A 19,816-nucleotide genomic window follows, 5' to 3' on the forward strand; every position below is an offset into this window, starting at 1 on the left:
GCGCTTCATCGGTAGTTATTAGCAAGATTGGGGATTTGTAAGAGGGCCATCTGCCTGAGGCGCTAATTGTGACATGAGGCGACTTCTCAATCGCCTGGGGAATCTCCGAAGGTTTCTCTAACTTGGTTCGGTCAGAGCTTGGGAAAGAACGCGTTTCTCCTGTCAATGGATTTCGGGCAATTCGAGGCGTTGCCGAAGGTGTACGCACGATCAGTCCGGGTTGAAAAGGAGGCACGACTGTGATCTCGAAGCTGAACGAGAGAAGGATCAGATTGAAAAATGCTTCGATTTGCGCTGGTTCAGGTACAAAGTTAGGGTCCGATGAGATAAGTAGATGAGCATACTGTTCCATGGCACTTACATCTTAACCGATAGCGTCCCGAACTCAGGGAGCAAAGACTTCTTGGTTTGAAGACTGTAGAGGTTCGATACACCGCTGCTCGGTTACAGAATCCAGCCGCCGCCGAGGACTTCGTCGCCGTCGTAGAAGACAGCGGAGTGGCCGGGGATAACGCGTTGAGGCTCGTCGAAGATTGATTTTTTACGCGTTGCGCGTCGTATGAAGCGGTGGCAGACCTGAGCAACTGGCAGGTTGGGGCACATTGAGGCTGGTGGTGAGCCGGATGGGCTGGCTTGGGCGGCGCGGCAGTAGCGAATTTGACTCTTGGCATTGTCGTGCAGGACGATCAGGAATGCCATTAATTCGCCGCGCTTGACTTGTGTTGCCGCGAGAACAGAACCGTGAAGCTGGTTTCGAAAGCCGGGTGAGCTACCTGTTTCCACCAATTCAAGTAACTAGGCATGCCAGGTAAGTGCTCGGCAAGAGCCTTTACAGCTGGCTCCCATCCTTCCATTTGCTCGTCCAATTCGATTGTTTGGTCTTCGAAGAAGATGGCTAGACAAATTAGATCGTAGGCAAAGATATCGCGCTTAAACGCATTCACTCTCTCGATTGCATTCCACCGTAGTTGAACCGTACGCGAACTACCGTCTCCCTCGGCAATCGTGACAGTTAATCCAGAATCATCGTATTGGATGGTGGTTGTACCCATGAATTATAGAATCCAGCCGCCGCCGAGGACTTCGTCGCCGTCGTAGAAGACGGCGGAGTGGCCGGGGGTGATGGCGCGCTGAGGCTCATCGAAGGTGATCTTTACGCGATCTGAGCCGTCTGGGCCGACAGTGGGCTCGAGCAGGGCTGGTGCGGGGTCATGGACGTGACGGATCTTGACCTGGGCACGCCGGGGCTGATTGAGGCCGGGGATGGCGATCCAGTTGAGCCGGTGGACGTGGAGGATCGGTGAGGTCAGCTCGGACTCGGGACCTACGGTGACGCGGCGGCTTGTGGCGTCGATGTTGAGGACGTAGAACGGGTTGGGTGCGGTGAGGCCAAGGCCCTTGCGCTGGCCGACGGTGAAGTTGTGAATGCCTTCGTGACGGCCCAGTGTCTCGCCGGAGGTGGAGACGAGTTCGCCGGAAGAGTCGGGCATCTCGCGGCCCTGCTCATCGAGGTAGTTGGCGATGAACTGCTTGTAGTTGCCGCCGGGGATGAAGCAGATTTCCTGCGAATCGGGCTTGTCGGTGAGGTGCAGCTTGCTCTCGCGCGCAACTTCGCGCACCTCGGGCTTGGTGAGATGGCCGAGGGGGAAGAGTGTGTGCGCCAGCTGGTCTTGAGTTAATCCGAACAGGAACCATGTCTGGTCCTTGGCGCGGTCGGCGGGGCGCTTGAGGATCCAGCGGCCGCGCGCGGGGTCGTACTCGTTGCGGGCATAGTGGCCGGTGGCGATGCGATCGGCGCCGATCTGGCGAGCGGTGAGCAGGAGCTGGTCGAACTTGAGGTGGTTGTTGCAGAGCGAGCAGGGGATTGGCGTGCGGCCATTGAGGTAGTCGTTGACGAAGGGCTGCACGACATCGTGCTCGAAGCGATCCTGCTGGTTGACGACGTAATAGGGGATGCCGATGGTCTCGGCGACACGGCGGGCATCGTAGACGTCGTCGAGCGAGCAGCAGCGGCCAGCCTTGGGTGCGTCGGGGACGCCGGGCTTGCCGGCGAGCCGGTTCTGATCCCATAGCTGAAGGGTGAGGCCGATTACTTCGTGACCCTCGGCGTGCAGCATGGCTGCGACGGTCGAGGAGTCGACGCCGCCGGACATGGCCACGGCGATGACCTCGGATACCTCCGGGTTTATCTGCTTTGAAACTGAAGAGACTGTTGTTGCCATTGTGGACCTGTTATGCGAGTGCGGTCGCGCTGAACGTGGGCTCAGGTGCTGGGGCCAGTTCACGCAGACGGGCTACAGCTTCGGGAACGACCGAGAGCACGTAGTCTATGTCGGCTTCGGTGACGGTCTTGAGCAGGCTGAAGCGCAGGCTGGCGCGGGCGCGGTTTTTGTCCAGACCCATTGCCATGAGCACGTGCGAAGGCTCGGTTTTTCCGGAGTGACAGGCTGAGCCGCCGGAGACGGCCAAACCCTTTAGATCGAGGGCGATGACCAGAGCTTCGCCTTCGAGGTTGTCGAACCAGATATTGCTGGTGTTGGCGGCGCGTGGGGCGATGGAGCCGTCCGTATTTACCCCGTTTACGCCGGTGCCAGAAATCTTCGATATCAGGCCTTGTTCTAGGCGGTCGCGAAGTTCGCCGAGACGGTGCATGACGCCGGAATCGAGTGCGTGCATGGCGATTTCCGCAGCTTTGCCGAGTCCGACAATGGAGGGTACGTTCTCCGTGCCGGCGCGGCGGCGGCGCTCATGGCTTCCGCCGACGATCAGCGAGCTTACCGGAGTGCCCTTGCGAATGTAGATGGCCCCGATGCCTTTAGGGGCGTGCATCTTGTGGCCGCTGATGCTGAGCAGGTGACAACCGATTTTCTGGACATCGATCGGAATCTTGCCCGCGCCCTGAACGGCATCGATATGGAAGTAAACGCCGGTCTGAGCGGCAATCTTGCCGATCTCTTCGACAGGCTGAATGATGCCAGTCTCGTTGTTGGCGAGCATCACGCTGATGAGGCGGGTATTGGGCCGGATGGCGCGGAGGATATCCATCGGATCGATGAGGCCGTTGGGCTGCGGATCGATCTTGGTGGTCTCGATGCCTTCCTGTGCTAGACGGTCTGCGGCGGCGATGACGGCGGAATGCTCTATGGAGGTGGTGATCATGTGATCGCCGGGGTGGAGCAGGCCGAAGAGAGCGGTGTTGTCGCCCTCGGTGCCGCCGGAGTTGAAGACGACCTCTGCAGCGTGACAGTTAAAGAACTGAGCGAGGATCTCGCGAGCTTCATCGACGGCAGTGCGGGCACGCTGGCCCTGCTGGTGGATCGACGAGGCGTTGCCGAAGTGCTCCATCCAGTATGGGCGCATAGCCTCCACAATCTCGGGCAAGAGGGGGGTGGTGGCGTTGGCGTCCATATAGACTCGGCGCATGGGCGTAGATCTCCTTATCTCCTCATTGTACGGGGAGTTTGGTTTGCAAGATAGCTTACGAAGCCGAATGGCGGTTTGCAAGGGGCTGGCGGCGGGAAAGTGGCATTGGAAAGTGCGGGTTGCGCCAATTCCGGTAGGGAAAAGATAGATAAATGCGTTGCAAGCCTGATAGAGTCGAGGCGCGGCGAGACCTCAAGTTCGCGCCGCTTTCATGGGAGGAGCTGAATCGTATGCAATTCAAGTCGCATTTTCACTCTCTGCTTGGCTGTTGTCTCCTGGCCGCCGCGTCCACCTTTGTCAGTGCCCAGGGCACGCAGCCGGCTGCACCGCCGCCAGGGACACATGTTTCCCCTTCCGCCACGTATGACAAATTACTTTCCGGAATGGAGAAGGAGTTTGTCGATGCAGCCGAGGCGATGCCGGCGGACAAGTATGGATTCAAGCCTTCGGTTGCAGGCGGTGAATTCAAGGATGTGCGGTCGTTTGGGGAAGAAGTGAAGCATGTGGCGCAGGCCAACTACTATTTCTTCCATGATCCGGATGCGCCTGCTTCTGACAAGAGCAAGGCAATCGGCACGCTTACGAGCAAGGACGACATCGTGAAGGCGCTGAAGGAGTCGTTTGCAGAAGCACATAAGTACATTGCCGGGATTACGGACGAAAACGCATTCGTTATGACGAAGAGCGGCACCCGCGGCGGAATGGCGGCGTTTGGCATTGCGCACTTCATGGATCATTATGGGCAGATGTGCGTGTATCTGCGCATGAATGGGATTGTTCCTCCGGCAAGCCGGAAATAGCAGTAAGAGTTTTAGGAAATGCGAAGGGCGCCGACTTGGCGCCCATCGTATTTGCTGGTGTGCAGATGCGCGTTATCCGCGCTGCGTCATCTGGATGTAAGCGTAGGGATATGCCGGTCCGATGTATTCGGCGCGGGGGCGGATAAGGCGGTTGTCATCGAGCTGCTCGATGACGTGTGCAGCCCAGCCGGCGATGCGGCTTACGGCAAAGATCGGCGTAAAGAGATCGAGGTCGATGCCAAGCGTGGTGTAGGTGGAGGCGGAGTAGAAGTCGACGTTGGCGTTGAGGTGCTTTTCCGCGTTGATGAAAAGCTCGATCTTGCGCGACCAATCGTACCACTTGGTGACGCCGGAGTCCTTGGAGAGCTGCTCGCTCATGCGGCGCAGGTGAGTGGCGCGTGGATCTTCGGTCTTGTAGACGCGATGACCGAAACCGGAAACCTTCTTCTTGGCGGCGAGCATCTCGCGTACGTATTGGACCGGGTCAGCGCCGGCTGCGTCGATGGCCTGCAGCATGCGCATGACGGCTTCATTGGCTCCGCCATGGAGCGGGCCCTTAAGAGCGCCGATGGCTCCGGTGACAGCGGAGTGGATGTCGGATAGGGTTGCTGCGATGACGCGCGCGGCGAAAGTAGAGGCATTGAGCTCATGATCCGCGTGGAGAATGAGCGCGATGTCCATCGTCTTGGTCGCGGTCTCGGAGGGTTTCTCGCCATTGAGCATCCATAGGAAATTGGCAGCGTGGCTCAGGGTTTTGTCTGCTTCGACGAGCGGCAGGCCCTTGCGCAGGCGATCGTAGTTGGCGACGATCATGGCGATCTGAGAGGTCAGACGAAAGCTCTTGCGGACGTTGGAGTCGTGCAGATTGTCTTTTTCGTCTGCGTCGTAGAGGCTGAGCGCGGAGACTGCGGTGCGCAGCACTTCCATGGGGGTCGCGCCGGCCGGGAAACTGCGCAGAAGCTGGATGATCGCCGGATCGAGAACGCGGGCGGCGGCGAGCTGTGCGTTGAATTCCTTCAATTCCGTTGCGCTGGGCAGACGGCCAAACCAGAGGAGATAGGTGGTTTCCTCGAAGTTGGAGAACTCGGCAAGCTCGTGGATATCGATGCCGCGATAGGAGAGAATACCGGCTTCGCCATCAATCCAGCAGATGCCCGAGTTGGTGGCGACGATGCCTTCCAGTCCCTTACCAGCTGTCGCAGTCGACATACGTGTGTGTTGCTCCTAAAAATGAGGTAGATGCAGTCTCTACAAGGTAGAGACGTATCAACAGGCCGCCTAGTTTGTGGGGATGGCTCAAAGAGAGTCGCCGCGAATGACAAGCGGGCCAGCAACCTTTTTATAGCGCAGCGCTTCCATGGTTGTCACTTTTGCGTATTTCAGGGTGAGACTGACTGCTTCTGCCCGCGCAAGAGCGGCGCTAACAGTTCCGGTATTCCGATTGCGGCAGACTTCAGTATGCTTATTGCGATCCGGAGCTTGCGCTGTGATTACAATGCTGGAATCCGGATGAAAGCGGTAACGGTAGCGCAGAGAACGAAACGGCCCGAGCGGTATATTCACGACGAAGCCGGAGAAAGGTGCGGATATGAGCGAATTGGATGCAACCCCGTCGAGATCGGTTTCGGGAGCCCTGCTTGGAGTAGTGGCTGCTTCGGTATTGCTTGGCGTCGGAGCGCTGGTTTGGAGTTACACGCTTTCAACCCGTCTTAACAGACAGGAGACGGCGCTGACCCAGGCCAAAGAAGACAACGCGAAGCTGGCGGCCGATCTGAGAGAGACCAATGCACGGCTCAAGGTGACATCGCAGGAACTGGGACAATCGCTGGGCCTGACGCAGAAGCAGCTTGAACTGCGATCGCAGGAGATTCTGCGACGTGAGCAGGCAGACAGCGCAAGGCTGGAAAGTGCGCAGCGTGCGACCAGCCAGCAGGTAACAGCGGTTTCGAGCGCAGTGTCTGATGTGAAGACCGATGTGGGTGGCGTGAAGACCGACGTCGCCAAGACGCAGAGCGACCTGGCGCAGGCTGTGAGCCAGTTGCAGTCGATGAAGGGCGACCTGAGCGACCACAGCAGTCTGATTGCGCGTAATCATGATGAGCTGGAGATCTTGAAGCATAAGGGCGACCGGAATTATTACGAATTCACGCTGGTGAAGGGGCAGCGCAAGCCAGTCGGTACGGTAAGCCTGGAGTTAAAGAAGGCAGACGCCAAGAAGAGCCGGTTCACGCTGGATGTTTATGCGGACGATAAGCGGTATGAGAAGAAAGACCGCAACCTGAATGAACCACTACAGTTCTACAGCGGCAAGGATCCGGCTCTCTATGAGATTGTCGTGAACAACGTATCGGCGAAGAACACGGTGACGGGGTATCTCTCAACGCCGAAGAGTGCGCCTGCACCGCCATCGATCAACTAAGACTTCATCAATTTCGAAGGCCGCTTCATCGGAGCGTCTGTACAGATGCGTAGCGAATGCGCCAACAGGCCTGATCAGATTGTCTGGATCGGGCCTGCTGGCGTGAGCGTGAGATCGGGGTGGTACTGGAACTGCACCGTGAAGCTGAGATCTTTGCGTGACTCCCACTGCTCTTTGGTTACGCGGAAGGATGAGACGACCATTCCGGAGAGAGTCTGTCCCGGAGAGATGACGGTCTCGCGGATGATCGGCGACGCTTGCAAATTCTTCAGCTCCGGATAGGCGACAAAGATGCGCTGATAGTCAACTGCGCCGGCGATATAGCTGGAGTGCGGTCCATCCTCAAAAGTCGCATTGGTCATAACGTCCCGCAGGACGATGGGTTTGTCGCTCTGGTTGCGAATACTCAGGTTGGCTAAGACCAGTACCTGGTCAAAGTTTTCAGGGGTGTATTGAACGCCGTTGGCATCGATGGGGGTGCTAAGTGTGTGGACTCCGTGCGCCCACATCTGGGTGACTGCGCCAGCCGCGACCGGCGGTTTGTGGATGAAGACCCAGAAGATCCAGACGGCTGCGGTGATGACGACCGCGGCGGCAATAGCAGCCCAGATGATATGGCTACTGCCTTTGGCGAGGTCTTCACCTTCGGAGCTGGCGTCGTGCTCATGAACGGGATCGTTTTGTATCTGGAGGAGGCTCATGGGGCAATTCTCCTTTGATCTGAAACTTTCAAAACCTCGCGACGGAAGGCCTTTTTCAGAGGAACGACCTGAAAGACGGCGGTTTCTGGAGCGGATTTGCGTGAGAACTGCTTCAGCGAACTCATCTTACTCCCATTTTGGGCCGGTTTCACGGGCCGGGTATTGGCAAATCCAGTTTCGCGGAAGTCCGTTCAGGGATGCGGCCGCAAAGCGGCAAGAAATTCGTCCGGACCAAGGGTGTTCAGGACGTCGCCCGGTGTGAGCCATGCACGGCGAAGCTGGCGGATGCCATAACGGATTTTGTCGAAATGCCGGGTGTCGTGTGAGTCGGTGTTGACGCTGATCTTGCAGCCCAGTTCTTTGGCCAGCCGCAGGTCACGATCACTCAGATCTAGCCGTTCCGGGGCGGCGTTGTGCTCGACTGCAACACCCAATTCGGCTGCGCGGCGCAGGATGGAGGGTAGATCGAGGGCGAAGGGCTCGCGGCGCAGCAGAAGACGACCGGTAGGATGGCCGAGGATTCGCACATAGGGATTTTCGATTGCGCGGAGGATGCGCTCGGTCATCTGCTCGCGAGGCTGGTTGAAGAGTGTGTGGATGCTGGCGATGACGACATCCATCTGGGCCAGGACCGAGTCGGGAAGGTCTAGCTCGCCGTCACCAAGAATGTCGACTTCGATACCGGGGAAGACGCGGATCTGGCCGGTCATTTCTCGATCGATTTCACGAATGTGCTGAATGTGTTCGAGGGCGCGCTCTTCATTGAGGCCGTTGGTCATGGCCAGGTTTTTGGAGTGATCGGTGATGGCAATGTACTGGTAGCCGCGGGCAAGAGCAGCGTCGGCCATTTCGCGGATGGAGTTGCGTCCGTCTGTTGCGTAGGTGTGCATGTGCACATCACCGCGGATGTCGGATTGCTCGATGAGGCGCGGCAGTTTGTGTTGCGCTGCGACGTCGATTTCGCCGAGGTTTTCGCGCAACTCCGGCGGCATCCAGTCGAGGCCGAGAGCGGCGTAGATCGATTCCTCGGTTTCGGAGGCCACGACGGATTCATCGTCGAGGCGGGCGAGCGCCCATTCGCTCAGGGTGTAGCCCACTTTGAGCGCGCGCTGGCGCAGTGTGACGTTATGCGCTTTGGAGCCGGTGAAGTATTGGAGCGCGGCTCCGTAGGAGCGCGATGGGAGAAGCCGCACATCGACCTGGAGGCTGTTGGCGAGGTAGAAGCTGACCTTGTTTTCGCCTTTGGCAATGATGTCTCGGATGCCAGGAAATGCGGCAGTGTATTCGATGGCGGCTGAGGTCTGGCCCGGTTCGCAGGCGGGGCCGGTGACAAGAAGATCGAGGTCGCCGCAGGTTTCGCGGCCACGGCGCAGCGATCCGGCAGGCGTGACACGCTCGATGCCAGGGAAAGCAAGCAGGTATTGAATAACGCGCTCGGCGGATTCTTCCGCTTCGTCGATGCGAAAACGGCCTGCGGATTTGCGGAACTCGTCAATGCCGCGGCGCAGCTTTTCGATCTGCTTCTCGCCCATGCGGGGCAGGCCGGCGAGCCGTCCGGCATCAATGGCGGACGCAAGCTGATCTATCGAGGAAATTGCGGCTTCGGCTGGTTCTAAAGTCGTGTTTGCTGGAGCCAGGAAAACGCCGGCATCCCAAAGCAGCGCGATGGTTTTGGGGCCCATGCCGGGAAGTTTGAGCAGGTCGAGGATTCCGGCCGAGTATTTGGCGAGGAGCTCATCGCGCAGAGGGATGGAACCAGTATCGACGGTGGCCTTGATGTTCGCGGCCATGCTCTTGCCGATGCCGGGTACTTCGAGCAGACGCGCTGGGTCGTTTGCAAGCGATGCGAGGTCTACTGTGCTTTGTTCGGCGGCGTCAGCAGCGCGGCGATAACTGCGGACACGAAAGGAATCCGCGCCGCTGATTTCAAGAAGATCGGCAGTTTCCGATAGCAGACGCGTGAGGGTGAGATTGTCCATGCGAAGAGTACTCTCCGTGGACAGTATCCTCTACGCGCGTGACAGCAGCCACATCCGTGGTTGTGAAAGCTGTTGATACCGCCATCACAGAGCGGTGGTATGTTGCCTGTTCATAGCTGAACACACCACCGCGTCTGTTTGAGATAGGAGAGAGATTAGAATCCCAAACCTTGGCAGGTCCTGGGCGCGCGATCAACAAGTGCATGATTCCGGCGGTCTTGCTCTGGATCATGCTGGCCGTATAAAAGGAAGGGCCCTAAGAATCTAATGAAGATTTCGCAGTTTCAGCACTCGAGCGCCCCGGTATGGCTGAGTGTTTACGCTGCCGCTGAAGGGCTTGCGTCCTTGTGGCGGACCACTGTGTCCGCCTGAGGACCCTTTTGCCCGTTCACGATATCGAACTCTACCTCGTCGCCCTCTTTCAAGGACTTGTATCCGTCTACCTGAATGGCTGAGTAATGTACGAAAACGTCTGGTCCGTCCTCACGCCCGATGAAGCCGAATCCCTTTGCATTGTTGAACCACTTGACTGTGCCTTTGTATTGAGCCACAGGTTCTCACCCTTCCTTTTTCGATACTGGCGACGGTTAAAGCAGAATCCGCATAGGCCTGTCCGGTCCGAAATCGGTGAAGCTGGATTTTTCCTTGATTGGAAAATCCGGTCTGGCATCTTCACCGGTGGATACGGTTGTGCGGATTCTGCTTCAGGGAAGCCGCTACAGGTACTGACGCACGAGGTTCGCGAAAAGTTGAACGCAACTGCGGTCAGAAATTTCGCAAAACTTCGCCGTTTCTTCGAAAAAAGAAGAGCTTTTTTAATTTTGTTGCGATTGCAGCGCCTTATTTCTTTCGCTTGACTCCGAGTTTGCGGGCATAGAGAAGGATGGTGGTGAGGGTCTTTCCATCCTTGATTCCACCCTTATCAATCAGTGCAAGCAGTTCCGATAGACGGACCAGACGAAAGTCGATCTGCTCGTCTTCTTCCGGATGCGCATCTCCGGGAATGAGCCCTTCGGCGAGGAAAACCTTCATGGATTCGGCGAGGAAGCCGGGGCTGGCGAAGTAGTCGATGAGATGCGACCATTTCTTTGCGCCGTAGCCGGTTTCTTCGGCCAGTTCGCGTTTTGCGCCATCGATAGGCTCTTCGCCGGCGTCGAGCTTTCCGGCTGGCAGCTCCCAGAGGAATTGTCCGGCAGCATAGCGGAACTGGCGCTCGACGACGATCCAGGGATCTTTTTTGCGTTTGCCTAGATCTACGGCAAGGATGACGACCGAGCCGTTATGGCGGATGACGTCGCGCTTGGACTCAACACCGCTTGGCTCAATGATGCGGTCGCGCATGACACGGAAGAGCGGACCTTCGAAGGCGACCTGCGATTCGAGGAGCTGTGCTTCTTCCTTGCCGGTGGGGGTGAGCTTCCTGCTTACCGGCTTCTTGCTGGGCTTCTGTTTGCCAGAGGGCTTGGCAGCTTTCTTCGCTTTTTCAGTTGTGACGCTTTTTGTACCGGTTGTAGATGCCACGGAGGGGTGCGTTTTTTCGCTTCCGGTCTTCTTGCGTTGCGCCGTCATGCTGGCTGCTCCTGAACTGAGTGATTGGCAAATCGCCAAAGATTACGGTATCACCATCGACGGATCGATGAGAGATAGAAGCGGCGAGTTTCGAAGTGCGCTTTTTCGCATCCTTTGCGGACAATTTGCATCCGAGTAAATGCTGTGCGGGATGTGCCTGTCCGCTTCTCCAGCTCGTGCAGGTACACTCGAAGTTGCGCGTCCTGTATTCAGTCGCCATAGGAAGGGAAGAAGGCCAGTCTTGAACGCTGAATGTTTCCCTGTCACTGTCGTGCCGGGCCACTCGCGGCTTTATCTGGATTATTGTGCGGGAGAAGGAAGCACACGCCGCTGGTATCCCGCAGGCGCACGCGATCGTAGCTGGTATCACTCGGCCAGACGGCAGGATGCGGAAGCGCGGAATACGCTTGCAGACATTCTGGAGAAACAGAATTCAGCACCCGAGTTGAAAGCGTCGCTGGAAAAGCTTCGTCAAGGCGCTGGCGCGGTTGTGACCGGGCAGCAGGTAGGGTTGTTTGGCGGCCCACTGTTCACTCCATTCAAGGCTGCAACAGCGATTGCATTGGCGGACGCTGCTTCGCAAGTAGGACAAGTACATGTCCCTGTCTTCTGGCTGGCGAGCGAAGATCACGATTTCGCGGAAGTGAACCACGTAACGTTCCCGGCGCGGCGAGAGTTAAAGACGCTGACCTATGCGAGCGCTCCCGAAACCGCGGTTCGCGTCGGCGGTGTAGTGCTGGACGAGTCCGTTGCGCCACTGCTCGATGCGGCGTGGGAGCTGCTCGGCTATTCGGATGCCATGGAGTGGTTGTCGGCTGCGTACCGGCCGGGAAACACGCTGGCTGGAGCGTTTGCGGAGTTTTACAGCAAGGTGTTTGCGAGTCGTGGATTGCTGGTGCTCGATGCAGCTGGCCGCGAGGTGCATGCGCTCGGTGCGCCGGTGCTGCGCGCGGCGATTGAGCGCGCTGATGAGTTGCATGCCGCATTGGAAGAGCGCAACAGGGAACTGGTTGCCGCCGGGTATCATGCGCAGGTTGCAGTGGCCGAGCGCGGAAGCCTGCTGTTCCTGATCGATGCGGAGACAGGAGCGCGGAATGCACTGCGGCGGAGTGCTTCTTCGGCGACTGAGCCGGGTGGATTGTGGCAGGCTGGACGCGAGAAGTATTCGACCGAAGAGCTGTTGGGCATACTGACGAGTGAGCCGGAACGGATCTCGCCGTCTGCCCTGCTGCGACCTCTGTTTCAGGATCAGATATTGCCGACATCAGCGTATATCGGCGGTCCGGCGGAGATTGCGTATTTCGCACAGTCTCAAGTCCTGTATGAACGCATTCTTGGCCGGGTGACGCCAGTTTTGCCGCGGCTTTCGGCCACGCTGGTGGAACCAGCCATCGATCAACTGCTGGCGCAGCATGAGCTGACGATAGAGACGGTGTTCGGGAGCACGGAGCAAGAGCTTGCACAGCGGCTTGCAGCGCGGGCCATGCCGGTAGAGGGTAAGAAGCTGCTATCGGTAGCCGGCAACGCGCTGGATGCTGAACTGACGAAGCTTACGGAATATATGGCTGCGATGGATGAAGGGCTGGGTAGCTCGGCGGAGACCTCGGCCCGCAAGATGCGTTACCAGATGAACCGCTTGCGGCGCATGGCGGCGAATTTCGAGCTGCAGAAAGAAGAGTCGCTGGCGCGGCATGCGCAGGCGATAACGCAAGCTCTCTATCCGCATCGCGGGCTGCAAGAGCGGCTGATTGGCGCGGCATATTTTCTTGCCCGCTATGGCGAGCCTTTGATCGATAAGGTGATCGAGGAAGCAGCGGGTGGTTGCCCAGGGCATAAGCTCATTCATCTATAATTCGCCTCGGACAATGCACAGGTTTTATGTCCACCAACTCCTCTCCGTCCGGGGTGTTTCGTGGGTCTGTTTTTCTTTCGTGAAGCCTTACGCTCTTTTTTCGTTTCAACAGGATTAATCATCGTTCTGTCGCTTGCTCGTCCGGGCATTGCACAGAGCGTGGTGTCTTCAAGCGGATGCACCGAGACAACGGCGTCCGATGCTTATCTGGGTATCTCGACGATTCGCTTGTGGCCAGGCGATGCGCCGCAGGCCAAAGGCGATGGGTGTGAGGATATCCCAACGCTGAGTCTGTTAAAGCCTCAACCTGGACGCGATACGGGCAGTGCCGTGATCGTGATTCCGGGCGGCGCCTACATGGGTCTGGCTTCGATTCTGGAAGGGCGCGAGGTGGCGGACTGGTTTACTGCGCACGGGTTTACCGCGTTCGTGCTGCGTTACCGGCTGGGAAAGAAATATATGCTGCCGGTGCCCCTGATCGATGCGCGGCGCGCGGTGCAATATGTGCGCGCGAATGCAAAGGAGTATCACATTGCCGCAGACCGGATCGCGGTGATTGGATTTTCCGCAGGCGGACATTTAGCTGCACTTACCGGAACGCAGCCGGTGCCGGGTGACCAGAGTGCCGCAGATCCAATCGAGCGTGTGTCGAGCAGGCCTGATCTGCTGATTCTTGGATATCCGTGGATTGGCGCTATCTCGACGAATACGGCGCACCTGACGTATTGCGAACTGACGGGATTACTGCCAGCTCATCGGGATGAATGTGAACGGCTGCGCAAGGCGTATTCGCCGGACTTGTTTGTGACGAAGGACACGCCGCCGACGTTTATCTATCACACAACAGACGATGGGACAGTGCCGGTGGAGCAGGCGCTCAGTTTTTATGAGGCAATGATCAATGCAGGCGCTTCGGTGGAGATGCACATCTTCGCACATGGAAGCCATGGCAGTGGGTTGGGCAGCGGCAGCGCTGCGCTGGATACATGGCCGATGTTGTTGGAGAACTGGCTGCGCGACCGCGGAGCGTTGACGGTGGATGAAACCGCTACGGGACATAAATAGCTCCTGCCAGTCACGCGCGTAACGTAGGCTTTCTGCGGGAATCAGGTTATTCTCTGGTGCGCGGGGGAAACGCTATGCGAGCTTTGCTTTTGCGGTGTGCGGTCTGGACTTTCATTGCCGGAATGAGTTGTGTGTTGCCAGCATCCGAGATGCTGGCCCAGCAGCCGGATGCGGTTGTGACGACCGATCAGGTGCGCGAGATTACGCCAAATGATTTTCTGCGCATCACGTTTGTGCCGGCAGGCGTCGCGGTAACGACACTGAATAAACCGGGTGCTCTTCGTGCTTTTGCTACAGCCACGGCTTTCTATGAGCCGCCGGTGGCACTGAAGGATTTCCCACTGTATTCGGGATTGGTGAACGATGACACAAAGACGCTGGTAGCGATGCGCTGCGAGCCGCTGCATCCAGAGGTGACGGATGCGGTGCTGGCGACGTGGCCGAATGTTTTCGCGGCGATCCAACGGGATCTGGGCATCGACCCAAAGGCCTGCGATGGGCCAGTGAATGATGACGACACGCGAGCATTCTGCTTTGCACGTGGTTTCAATAATGACGCAGGTGATAATGTGCCGATCTCGCTGGCGCATTCGTTGACGTATGCTGCGAAGGCGTTTGAGGGATACAGTCCAGTGGGGAGCTGGCTGAAGAGTAAGTACGGGATTTTCCCGGCGTTCAGTGGGCTGGGCTTCTCGGTGAAGGACTCGTACTATCTGGACGCGCAACATCCGATGAGCACGCAGCAGATCCTGGTGAAGTCGATTTCGCCCGAGTATGTGCTGAAGAATGTCACGCTGAAGGAAGCAGGTTGCCGGTGTATCACGGTTGCACCGTATGAAGGGCGTGCGAATGATGCGATGGATCCGGAGTTTGTGCGGCGTACGGGTGGAGATGGGGAGTGCAAGGCGGTCTCAAGACTCGAAAACTTGAAACCGCGATAGATGAGTTGTGGAAGCTAGCCAGCTAGGCCGACCCAGATTCTCTGAACGCCTGACCGATGCTGCGGGAAAACATATGGAATTTTCGGAGGGCTGCAACGCGAGGTGGGTCCTATTGGGGCAGGTAGTTAAACATCCGATTTGTCACGGTGTCAGCGTTCGGCAATTGCTTGTAACTGACCACCTCGAGTTCAGGCATAGACTCATGAGCCTTCCGATAATAATAGTTAGAAGTGTCGACCCTCGGACCTATGATTAGTCGTCCGCCTCTAACGATCACGGATGGATCCCGGTAAAATTCACCTCCGTTGAAAAAGAAATTACATCCTTCGTACACGCCTCCGATAAGCATCATGTCATCAAGTCTGAAAGCGGAATGATCACAATGAAAATCAACAAATACAGTATGAGGTTCTGTGTAGATCGCCAATGAAAGAGGGGAGCCGGAAGCACCGGAGCCGACAAGTATCCCGTTTGTGAATGGGGGAGGAAATCGAATGAGATCATCCGGAAGAGTTACGGTAACCTTATTGTCGTGCAAGCTTGCAAGCTGAGCGGGACCTCCGACTACTGGAGTTCTCCCGGCTACAACGAACTCGAGAGAGCGTGCCAAAGTTTCAAGCCCCTCTATCGTCATGTCGGCGGTCTTGCCTGTTCGTAGCGCCTGTTCGTAAGCCTGCAGTCCCTTCTCTTCTTTGAAGGCTTCCGGGTGTTTGAGCCTTTCCTTTGCAGCTTCATCCACTCCAGAGGTATACGTAATCAGACGTCGGCCGACGCGTTCATATTCTATTTTGGTCACTTTGCCGTGGAACTGGAACTTCGCTCCGGACACGGGTTCGGGAATGACCGAAACTTCAATCTTAGCCACGGTCGGCGTCCCATCGAGATCGAATCCTGCAAACAGCATAACGAGAGTATCGTTTCTGGGTGGGCGTGAATGTTGAGCGTATTGCCATTCCGACTCCAAGCCAGCAAGACGCTCGGCCAACTCCCATGTTAGCGCCGATACCTTCTGACGAAAGCTGAGGTGTTTGGGCGGATTTGCTAAACCCTCGCTGAACGCGACGATGACGCCAGCCGCGGATTCCCCAAGCTTTCGGTATGGGCCAGGATCCGCTCCAAATCCCGCGATCGAGCAGACTGTCTGCGCATCAAGCTGGAACAGCTTCTGCGATTTGTCATTGACTATTTCGCCATTTGGACCACTAGCACGGCTATCAGTAACGATAGTTATGCCATTACTATTTGCTAGCAAGACATTTACGGTCCCGGTTGTCGGCACCTTGGGCAGCCTTTCCAAGGCCATCAACGATCCTGACGCGAAACACAGTACAACTGCCAGATAGGACGTTTTCACTCCGCCTCCCAGTTACTGCCACTAATCGAATTTAGATATCGAAGCGACTCTTATACGGTTATCAAATGGTGATACAAGCTCAATAACGCTATGAACGAGGGCCAAGTAGCTGTAATTTGAAGTATACGGGTCGCGATACCTTCGTTCAATCTGGGTTCCCAAGATGTTAGGCGGATAGATCGAATAGCGTGGTGGCAGATCCGAGCGAGTCTATGCAGAACGACTGCACGCACTAGTTCAGGAACATGGTGCGATAGAGCGTATCGCGCTGTACGGGTTTGAAGCCGGCGTCGCGGATGATGCGGCGCAGTTCTTCTTCTGTGGTGCAGTTGCTGGTGCCTGCGGCTTTGACCACGTTCTCTTCGAGCATGACGGAGCCCACATCGTTGCCGCCGAAGTGCAGGCCCAGTTCGAGAACCTTTAGGCCTTGCGTAACCCAACTTGCCTGTACGTTCTCGATGTTGTCGAGATAGAGGCGGGAGAGGGCCAGGACTTTGAGGTATTCGACTGAGGTGGCTTCGTCCCAGCCGCGGCCGCCGAGGGCGGTGTGGTTGGGCTGGAAGCTCCAGGGTATGAAAGCGGTGAAGCCGCCGGTTTCTTCCTGCAGGCTGCGGACGACTTCGAAGTGGTTGATGCGCTGCTCGAAGGTTTCGCCGACGCCGAACATCATCGTCGCGGTAGTGCGCATGCCGAGCTGGTGGGCGGTGCGGTGGACATCGACCCAGTCCTGTGTGCGGCACTTGAGGCGTGCGATGCGATGGCGCACATCGTCGTCGAGAATCTCGGCGCCGCCGCCGGGGATGGAGTCGAGACCGGCGTCACGCAGGCGGGCGATGGTGTCGCGCAGGGTGAGGTTTGAGTATTCAGCAATGGCGAGGATTTCGCTGGCGGAGAGGCAGTGCAACCAGATTTGCGGGAAGCGTTGCTTGATGCCGGTGAAGAGGCTCTCGAACCAGTCGATCTTGAGATCAGGGTGTATGCCACCCTGCATCAGGACACCAGTTCCGCCCATCTCTATGGTTTCTGCGATCTTTTCGTAGATCTTTTCGAACGAGAGGATGTAGCCTTCGTCGGCCCTTGGGTTCTTGACTCCTTCTTTAGGCAGCGGACGGTAGAAGGCGCAGAAGGTGCAGTACTCAGTGCAGAAATTGGTGTAGTTGATGTTGCGATCGATGATGTAGCTGACAACGCCTTCCGGGTGAAGACGGCGGCGAATGGAGTCAGCTTCCATGCCGAGGCCGATCAGGTCATCGGAGTGGAAGTAGTCGAGAGCCTGCTGGCGGGTAATCGGCATAGGCCTATTCTAGCTTCATCGCGCCGTTTCTGAAATTATTGACGGCTGGCTCATTCTTGTTGGTCATTGACTGTGGAATAGGTCTATGAGAGCATTTGGCCGTGAATTTCAAGTTCATTCGAGTCCTACAGTTATCCGGAATGATTCTCTGGACGTTCGCTGCATGCGCGTTCGGTTACGACGCATTTTGGGGCGACGCACGAAGTCGATGGGCGATCTTTGGAATTCTCGCGATGGCTAGCGGAGTTCTTGTGGACTCTCTGAAAGCATGGCTCAGAAGGAAACTTCCGCAGGTTTCGTGACCTTTAGGACGGATTGATCGCCGGTCTTCTTTTTCCATGCGACGCGGATGGCTTCGATCTTGGCGTCATTTTCCGGGGTACCCGGATAGAGGATAACGAGCATTTTGGAGCGGATGCGTTCCGGTTTGGTCTGATGTTTACCCTGCCACTGGCCGTAGATGTCCATTACGCTCAGGCCGTCGGGGAAGCGCGGAGTCACTTCCTGATCCAGAAATTCTCGCCAGCCATCTTCGCTGACGCCTTTGCTCAGGTCGCCAGCCGGACCAAGACCAAAGTAAAGCTCGGTATCGACCCAGCCTGCGGTTTTTGCAGGGTGAGCTTTGTCTCCGTGCAGAGTCGCGGTTGGAGTGGACTGAAGCGAGGCGGCGTAATGGGATATGCCGAGTCCGGCTGTGAGGGCCAGAACGATAGGGAGAATACGGCGGAGGCTTACTCGGATCATGAATATGTCTGCCTTTAAAGAAGATGCCTTCCGGCAGGTTACACCGGAAGGCTAGGTGGGCTGACCTACTTCTTTACCGGCGTAGTCGCGGAAGGCGTTGACTGTGGCGTGAGATCGAAGTTGATCGGCGTCTTGAGAAACGTAAGTGCAGCGGGTGGCAGAGGTTTGTCGGCATTAGCCAACAAAAGGCTTACCTGCCACATCTGTGTGTCGGAGAGGACGGATTTGTAGGACGGCATGCCAGTGAGGCGGATGCCATTGGCTACTTTCCAGTAAGTCTCGCCTGGTGGGTCATCGCTGACGCCGACGACCTGGCCGTTGTGGTGCTTTTGCCACAGCGGCGGAGCGTCGGGAAACATGTGTTTGCCGACTTCAGAGGGGTTGCCATAGATCCCGTGACAGAACGAGCACTGTTCGCGGTAGATCTGCGCGCCGGCGACAAACGCGGCTTCATCGGCAGCGATGGGTGGGCTAGCGGGCATTTCGCGGTCGATGCGCGCGTGCAATGGAACGCCAGTAATGAGGCGCTCAAATGGCAATGGCGGATCGGCCACGGCAACAGGCGGATGACCGTGGCTGAACCAAAGCCAGACGGCGGCGGGAACAATCAGAACTCCCAGGATAATTCCGAACAGGAATCGAAACATCGACTGCGAACCTCCGGTTTTCCAATGATAAGCATGGACTTGCAGTATTTCGTAGCGTTAGCGCTAAATTCTTTGCAATGCAAAGTTCAATGTGCAAATTGCTGGACAAATGGAGTGCGAATTTGGCACGGTAAAGCGCAGATTACCCAGCGGTACATGCTCATGCGCCGACATCGATGTGGCGGTTGCTGCCGTACAGGCGCGGGAAGGCTGGTTGTCTGGAGAGGGAAAAATGAGCGATCACTCAATGATGAAACTGGGTCGAGGGTCGGTGAAGAACGACCATAGGACTCTGCGGCTGGGCGATTATCTGAAAGAGCATTTGCCGGCTCCTCCGCATTCGCTGGATTGGACAAAGGGCGCGGAGGATTGGGGCATGATGCTGAACGATGTGCATGGGGATTGCACAATAGCCGCTGCGGCTCATGCCGTACAGATCTGGTCCACGCATACAGGGGCGGAGACAACCGTACACGATGCGATCATTCTGCATTACTACGAAAAGTGGGATGGCTATAAGCCCGGCAAGACTAGGACGGATGGAGGCGGCTCAGAACTGGAAGTGCTGAATCAATGGCGCAAGAATGGATTTGACCGGCACAAGCTATTTGCTTTTACCGGGGTTGACTATACCGATCTGCGGCAGGTGCGGCAGGCGATTCACCTGTTTGGTGGGGTTTATATCGGGCTGAATCTGCCCGCTTCGGCGATGAAGCAGGAGGTGTGGGACGTGGTGCCGAGCCACAATCCGCATGGCAAGGCGGGAACCTGGGGCGGTCACGCGGTGTTTGTGCCGAAGTATGATGAGCGCGGTTTTACCTGCATCACCTGGGGAAAAACGAAGCGGATGACGGTCGACTTCTGGCATAAGTATGCGGACGAAGCGTACGCGCTTTTAGGCCACGACTGGTTGACGAAAAAAGGCTCGCCCGCAGGTTTTGATCTGGAGCTGTTAAAGGCAGACATCGAAAAGCTGAAGGCAAAATCGGCTTCGGGTGATCAGGCCGGCTGAGGCGGAGATGCGGATC

The 19,816-nt window shown here is 57.0% G+C and carries 19 protein-coding genes; 6 read left to right on the forward strand and 13 right to left on the reverse strand.

Annotated features, from left to right (window positions below):
• Positions 1–444: 444 nt before the first annotated feature.
• Genes OHL22_RS23470 through OHL22_RS23485 form a run of 4 tightly spaced genes read right to left on the reverse strand, consistent with a single transcriptional unit; the run spans position 445 to position 3,423 of the window.
• Positions 445–699: an aminomethyltransferase beta-barrel domain-containing protein gene (locus OHL22_RS23470; RefSeq protein ID WP_263342245.1), complete on the reverse strand. Its 255-nt coding sequence runs from the start codon at positions 697–699 to the stop codon at positions 445–447.
• Positions 699–1,052, reverse strand: a complete 354-nt coding sequence (locus tag OHL22_RS23475) for a nitroreductase family protein (RefSeq protein ID WP_263342246.1) — start codon at positions 1,050–1,052, stop codon at positions 699–701. Before OHL22_RS23475 ends, OHL22_RS23470 begins: the two co-directional genes overlap by 1 nt.
• Positions 1,053–1,055: 3 nt before the next feature.
• A complete protein-coding gene (mnmA, locus tag OHL22_RS23480) occupies positions 1,056–2,222 on the reverse strand; it encodes a tRNA 2-thiouridine(34) synthase MnmA (RefSeq protein ID WP_263342247.1) in 1,167 nt (388 codons plus the stop codon).
• A 10-nt stretch (positions 2,223–2,232) separates the two neighbouring features.
• Complete coding sequence (locus tag OHL22_RS23485) at positions 2,233–3,423, reverse strand: cysteine desulfurase family protein (RefSeq protein ID WP_263342248.1); 1,191 nt, start codon at positions 3,421–3,423, stop codon at positions 2,233–2,235.
• Positions 3,424–3,653: 230 nt separating this feature from the next.
• Between OHL22_RS23485 and OHL22_RS23490 the strand changes: the two genes are divergently transcribed.
• Positions 3,654–4,223, forward strand: a complete 570-nt coding sequence (locus OHL22_RS23490; RefSeq protein ID WP_263342249.1) for a DinB family protein — start codon at positions 3,654–3,656, stop codon at positions 4,221–4,223.
• A 72-nt stretch (positions 4,224–4,295) separates the two neighbouring features.
• Here OHL22_RS23490 and OHL22_RS23495 read toward each other — a convergent pair whose 3' ends face one another.
• Positions 4,296–5,432, reverse strand: coding sequence for a citrate synthase (locus OHL22_RS23495; RefSeq protein WP_263342250.1), 1,137 nt, complete (start codon positions 5,430–5,432; stop codon positions 4,296–4,298).
• Between the two features lie 379 nt (positions 5,433–5,811).
• Here OHL22_RS23495 and OHL22_RS23500 point away from each other — a divergent pair, with 379 nt between their 5' ends.
• Positions 5,812–6,642, forward strand: a complete 831-nt coding sequence (locus tag OHL22_RS23500; protein WP_263342251.1) for a coiled-coil domain-containing protein — start codon at positions 5,812–5,814, stop codon at positions 6,640–6,642.
• Between the two features lie 74 nt (positions 6,643–6,716).
• Here OHL22_RS23500 and OHL22_RS23505 read toward each other — a convergent pair whose 3' ends face one another.
• The 4 genes from OHL22_RS23505 to OHL22_RS23520 form a co-directional block, all read right to left on the reverse strand.
• The gene (locus OHL22_RS23505) at positions 6,717–7,343 is read right to left on the reverse strand and encodes a hypothetical protein (protein ID WP_263342252.1); all 627 of its coding nucleotides are present in this window, start codon (positions 7,341–7,343) and stop codon (positions 6,717–6,719) included.
• Positions 7,344–7,534: 191 nt separating this feature from the next.
• Positions 7,535–9,322, reverse strand: coding sequence for a DNA polymerase/3'-5' exonuclease PolX (gene polX, locus OHL22_RS23510; RefSeq protein WP_263342253.1), 1,788 nt, complete (start codon positions 9,320–9,322; stop codon positions 7,535–7,537).
• A gap of 317 nt (positions 9,323–9,639) precedes the next feature.
• Positions 9,640–9,873 carry a cold shock domain-containing protein gene (locus tag OHL22_RS23515; RefSeq protein ID WP_263342254.1) on the reverse strand — a complete coding sequence of 78 codons (234 nt, stop codon included), beginning with the start codon at positions 9,871–9,873 and terminating at the stop codon, positions 9,640–9,642.
• A 289-nt stretch (positions 9,874–10,162) separates the two neighbouring features.
• Positions 10,163–10,891 carry an NUDIX hydrolase gene (locus OHL22_RS23520; RefSeq protein ID WP_263342255.1) on the reverse strand — a complete coding sequence of 243 codons (729 nt, stop codon included), beginning with the start codon at positions 10,889–10,891 and terminating at the stop codon, positions 10,163–10,165.
• A 241-nt stretch (positions 10,892–11,132) separates the two neighbouring features.
• Here OHL22_RS23520 and bshC point away from each other — a divergent pair, with 241 nt between their 5' ends.
• The 3 genes from bshC to OHL22_RS23535 all read left to right on the forward strand — a co-directional run bounded on the left by bshC (position 11,133) and on the right by OHL22_RS23535 (position 14,749).
• On the forward strand, positions 11,133–12,743 hold the full coding sequence (gene bshC / locus OHL22_RS23525) for a bacillithiol biosynthesis cysteine-adding enzyme BshC (RefSeq protein ID WP_263342256.1): 1,611 nt from the start codon (positions 11,133–11,135) through the stop codon (positions 12,741–12,743).
• A gap of 162 nt (positions 12,744–12,905) precedes the next feature.
• Positions 12,906–13,808, forward strand: coding sequence for an alpha/beta hydrolase (locus OHL22_RS23530; protein WP_263342257.1), 903 nt, complete (start codon positions 12,906–12,908; stop codon positions 13,806–13,808).
• A gap of 134 nt (positions 13,809–13,942) precedes the next feature.
• On the forward strand, positions 13,943–14,749 hold the full coding sequence (locus tag OHL22_RS23535) for a hypothetical protein (protein WP_263342258.1): 807 nt from the start codon (positions 13,943–13,945) through the stop codon (positions 14,747–14,749).
• A gap of 109 nt (positions 14,750–14,858) precedes the next feature.
• Here OHL22_RS23535 and OHL22_RS23540 read toward each other — a convergent pair whose 3' ends face one another.
• From OHL22_RS23540 to OHL22_RS23555, 4 genes are all read right to left on the reverse strand, one after another.
• Entirely contained in the window at positions 14,859–16,103 is a 1,245-nt protein-coding gene (locus OHL22_RS23540; RefSeq protein WP_263342259.1) for an Ntn hydrolase family protein, read from the reverse strand.
• A 232-nt stretch (positions 16,104–16,335) separates the two neighbouring features.
• Positions 16,336–17,397: a cyclic dehypoxanthinyl futalosine synthase gene (gene mqnC / locus OHL22_RS23545; RefSeq protein WP_263342261.1), complete on the reverse strand. Its 1,062-nt coding sequence runs from the start codon at positions 17,395–17,397 to the stop codon at positions 16,336–16,338.
• A gap of 273 nt (positions 17,398–17,670) precedes the next feature.
• Positions 17,671–18,141: a DUF3574 domain-containing protein gene (locus tag OHL22_RS23550; protein ID WP_263342262.1), complete on the reverse strand. Its 471-nt coding sequence runs from the start codon at positions 18,139–18,141 to the stop codon at positions 17,671–17,673.
• Positions 18,142–18,206: 65 nt separating this feature from the next.
• Entirely contained in the window at positions 18,207–18,788 is a 582-nt protein-coding gene (locus tag OHL22_RS23555; RefSeq protein WP_263342263.1) for a c-type cytochrome, read from the reverse strand.
• Positions 18,789–19,020: 232 nt separating this feature from the next.
• On the opposite strand from OHL22_RS23555, the gene OHL22_RS23560 reads away from it, so the two are divergent.
• Positions 19,021–19,800 (forward strand): hypothetical protein, encoded by a 780-nt coding sequence (locus OHL22_RS23560; protein WP_263342264.1) that lies wholly within the window; start codon positions 19,021–19,023, stop codon positions 19,798–19,800.
• Positions 19,801–19,816: the final 16 nt, after the last annotated feature.

The sequence above is a fragment of the Acidicapsa dinghuensis genome (assembly GCF_025685685.1).
Classification (GTDB): Bacteria; Acidobacteriota; Terriglobia; order Terriglobales; family Acidobacteriaceae; genus Acidicapsa; species Acidicapsa dinghuensis.

Bases quoted from the DNA above. Each gene is read 5' to 3' on its own strand.
- OHL22_RS23470 (WP_263342245.1), bottom strand. From the start codon at position 699: ATGGCATTCCTGATCGTCCTGCACGACAATGCCAAGAGTCAAATTCGC.
- OHL22_RS23475 (WP_263342246.1), bottom strand. From the start codon at position 1,052: ATGGGTACAACCACCATCCAATACGATGATTCTGGATTAACTGTCACG.
- mnmA (WP_263342247.1), bottom strand. From the start codon at position 2,222: ATGGCAACAACAGTCTCTTCAGTTTCAAAGCAGATAAACCCGGAGGTA.
- OHL22_RS23485 (WP_263342248.1), bottom strand. From the start codon at position 3,423: ATGCGCCGAGTCTATATGGACGCCAACGCCACCACCCCCCTCTTGCCC.
- OHL22_RS23490 (WP_263342249.1), top strand. From the start codon at position 3,654: ATGCAATTCAAGTCGCATTTTCACTCTCTGCTTGGCTGTTGTCTCCTG.
- OHL22_RS23495 (WP_263342250.1), bottom strand. From the start codon at position 5,432: ATGTCGACTGCGACAGCTGGTAAGGGACTGGAAGGCATCGTCGCCACC.
- OHL22_RS23500 (WP_263342251.1), top strand. From the start codon at position 5,812: ATGAGCGAATTGGATGCAACCCCGTCGAGATCGGTTTCGGGAGCCCTG.
- OHL22_RS23505 (WP_263342252.1), bottom strand. From the start codon at position 7,343: ATGAGCCTCCTCCAGATACAAAACGATCCCGTTCATGAGCACGACGCC.
- polX (WP_263342253.1), bottom strand. From the start codon at position 9,322: ATGGACAATCTCACCCTCACGCGTCTGCTATCGGAAACTGCCGATCTT.
- OHL22_RS23520 (WP_263342255.1), bottom strand. From the start codon at position 10,891: ATGACGGCGCAACGCAAGAAGACCGGAAGCGAAAAAACGCACCCCTCC.
- mqnC (WP_263342261.1), bottom strand. From the start codon at position 17,397: ATGCCGATTACCCGCCAGCAGGCTCTCGACTACTTCCACTCCGATGAC.
- OHL22_RS23550 (WP_263342262.1), bottom strand. From the start codon at position 18,141: ATGATCCGAGTAAGCCTCCGCCGTATTCTCCCTATCGTTCTGGCCCTC.
- OHL22_RS23555 (WP_263342263.1), bottom strand. From the start codon at position 18,788: ATGTTTCGATTCCTGTTCGGAATTATCCTGGGAGTTCTGATTGTTCCC.
- OHL22_RS23560 (WP_263342264.1), top strand. From the start codon at position 19,021: ATGAGCGATCACTCAATGATGAAACTGGGTCGAGGGTCGGTGAAGAAC.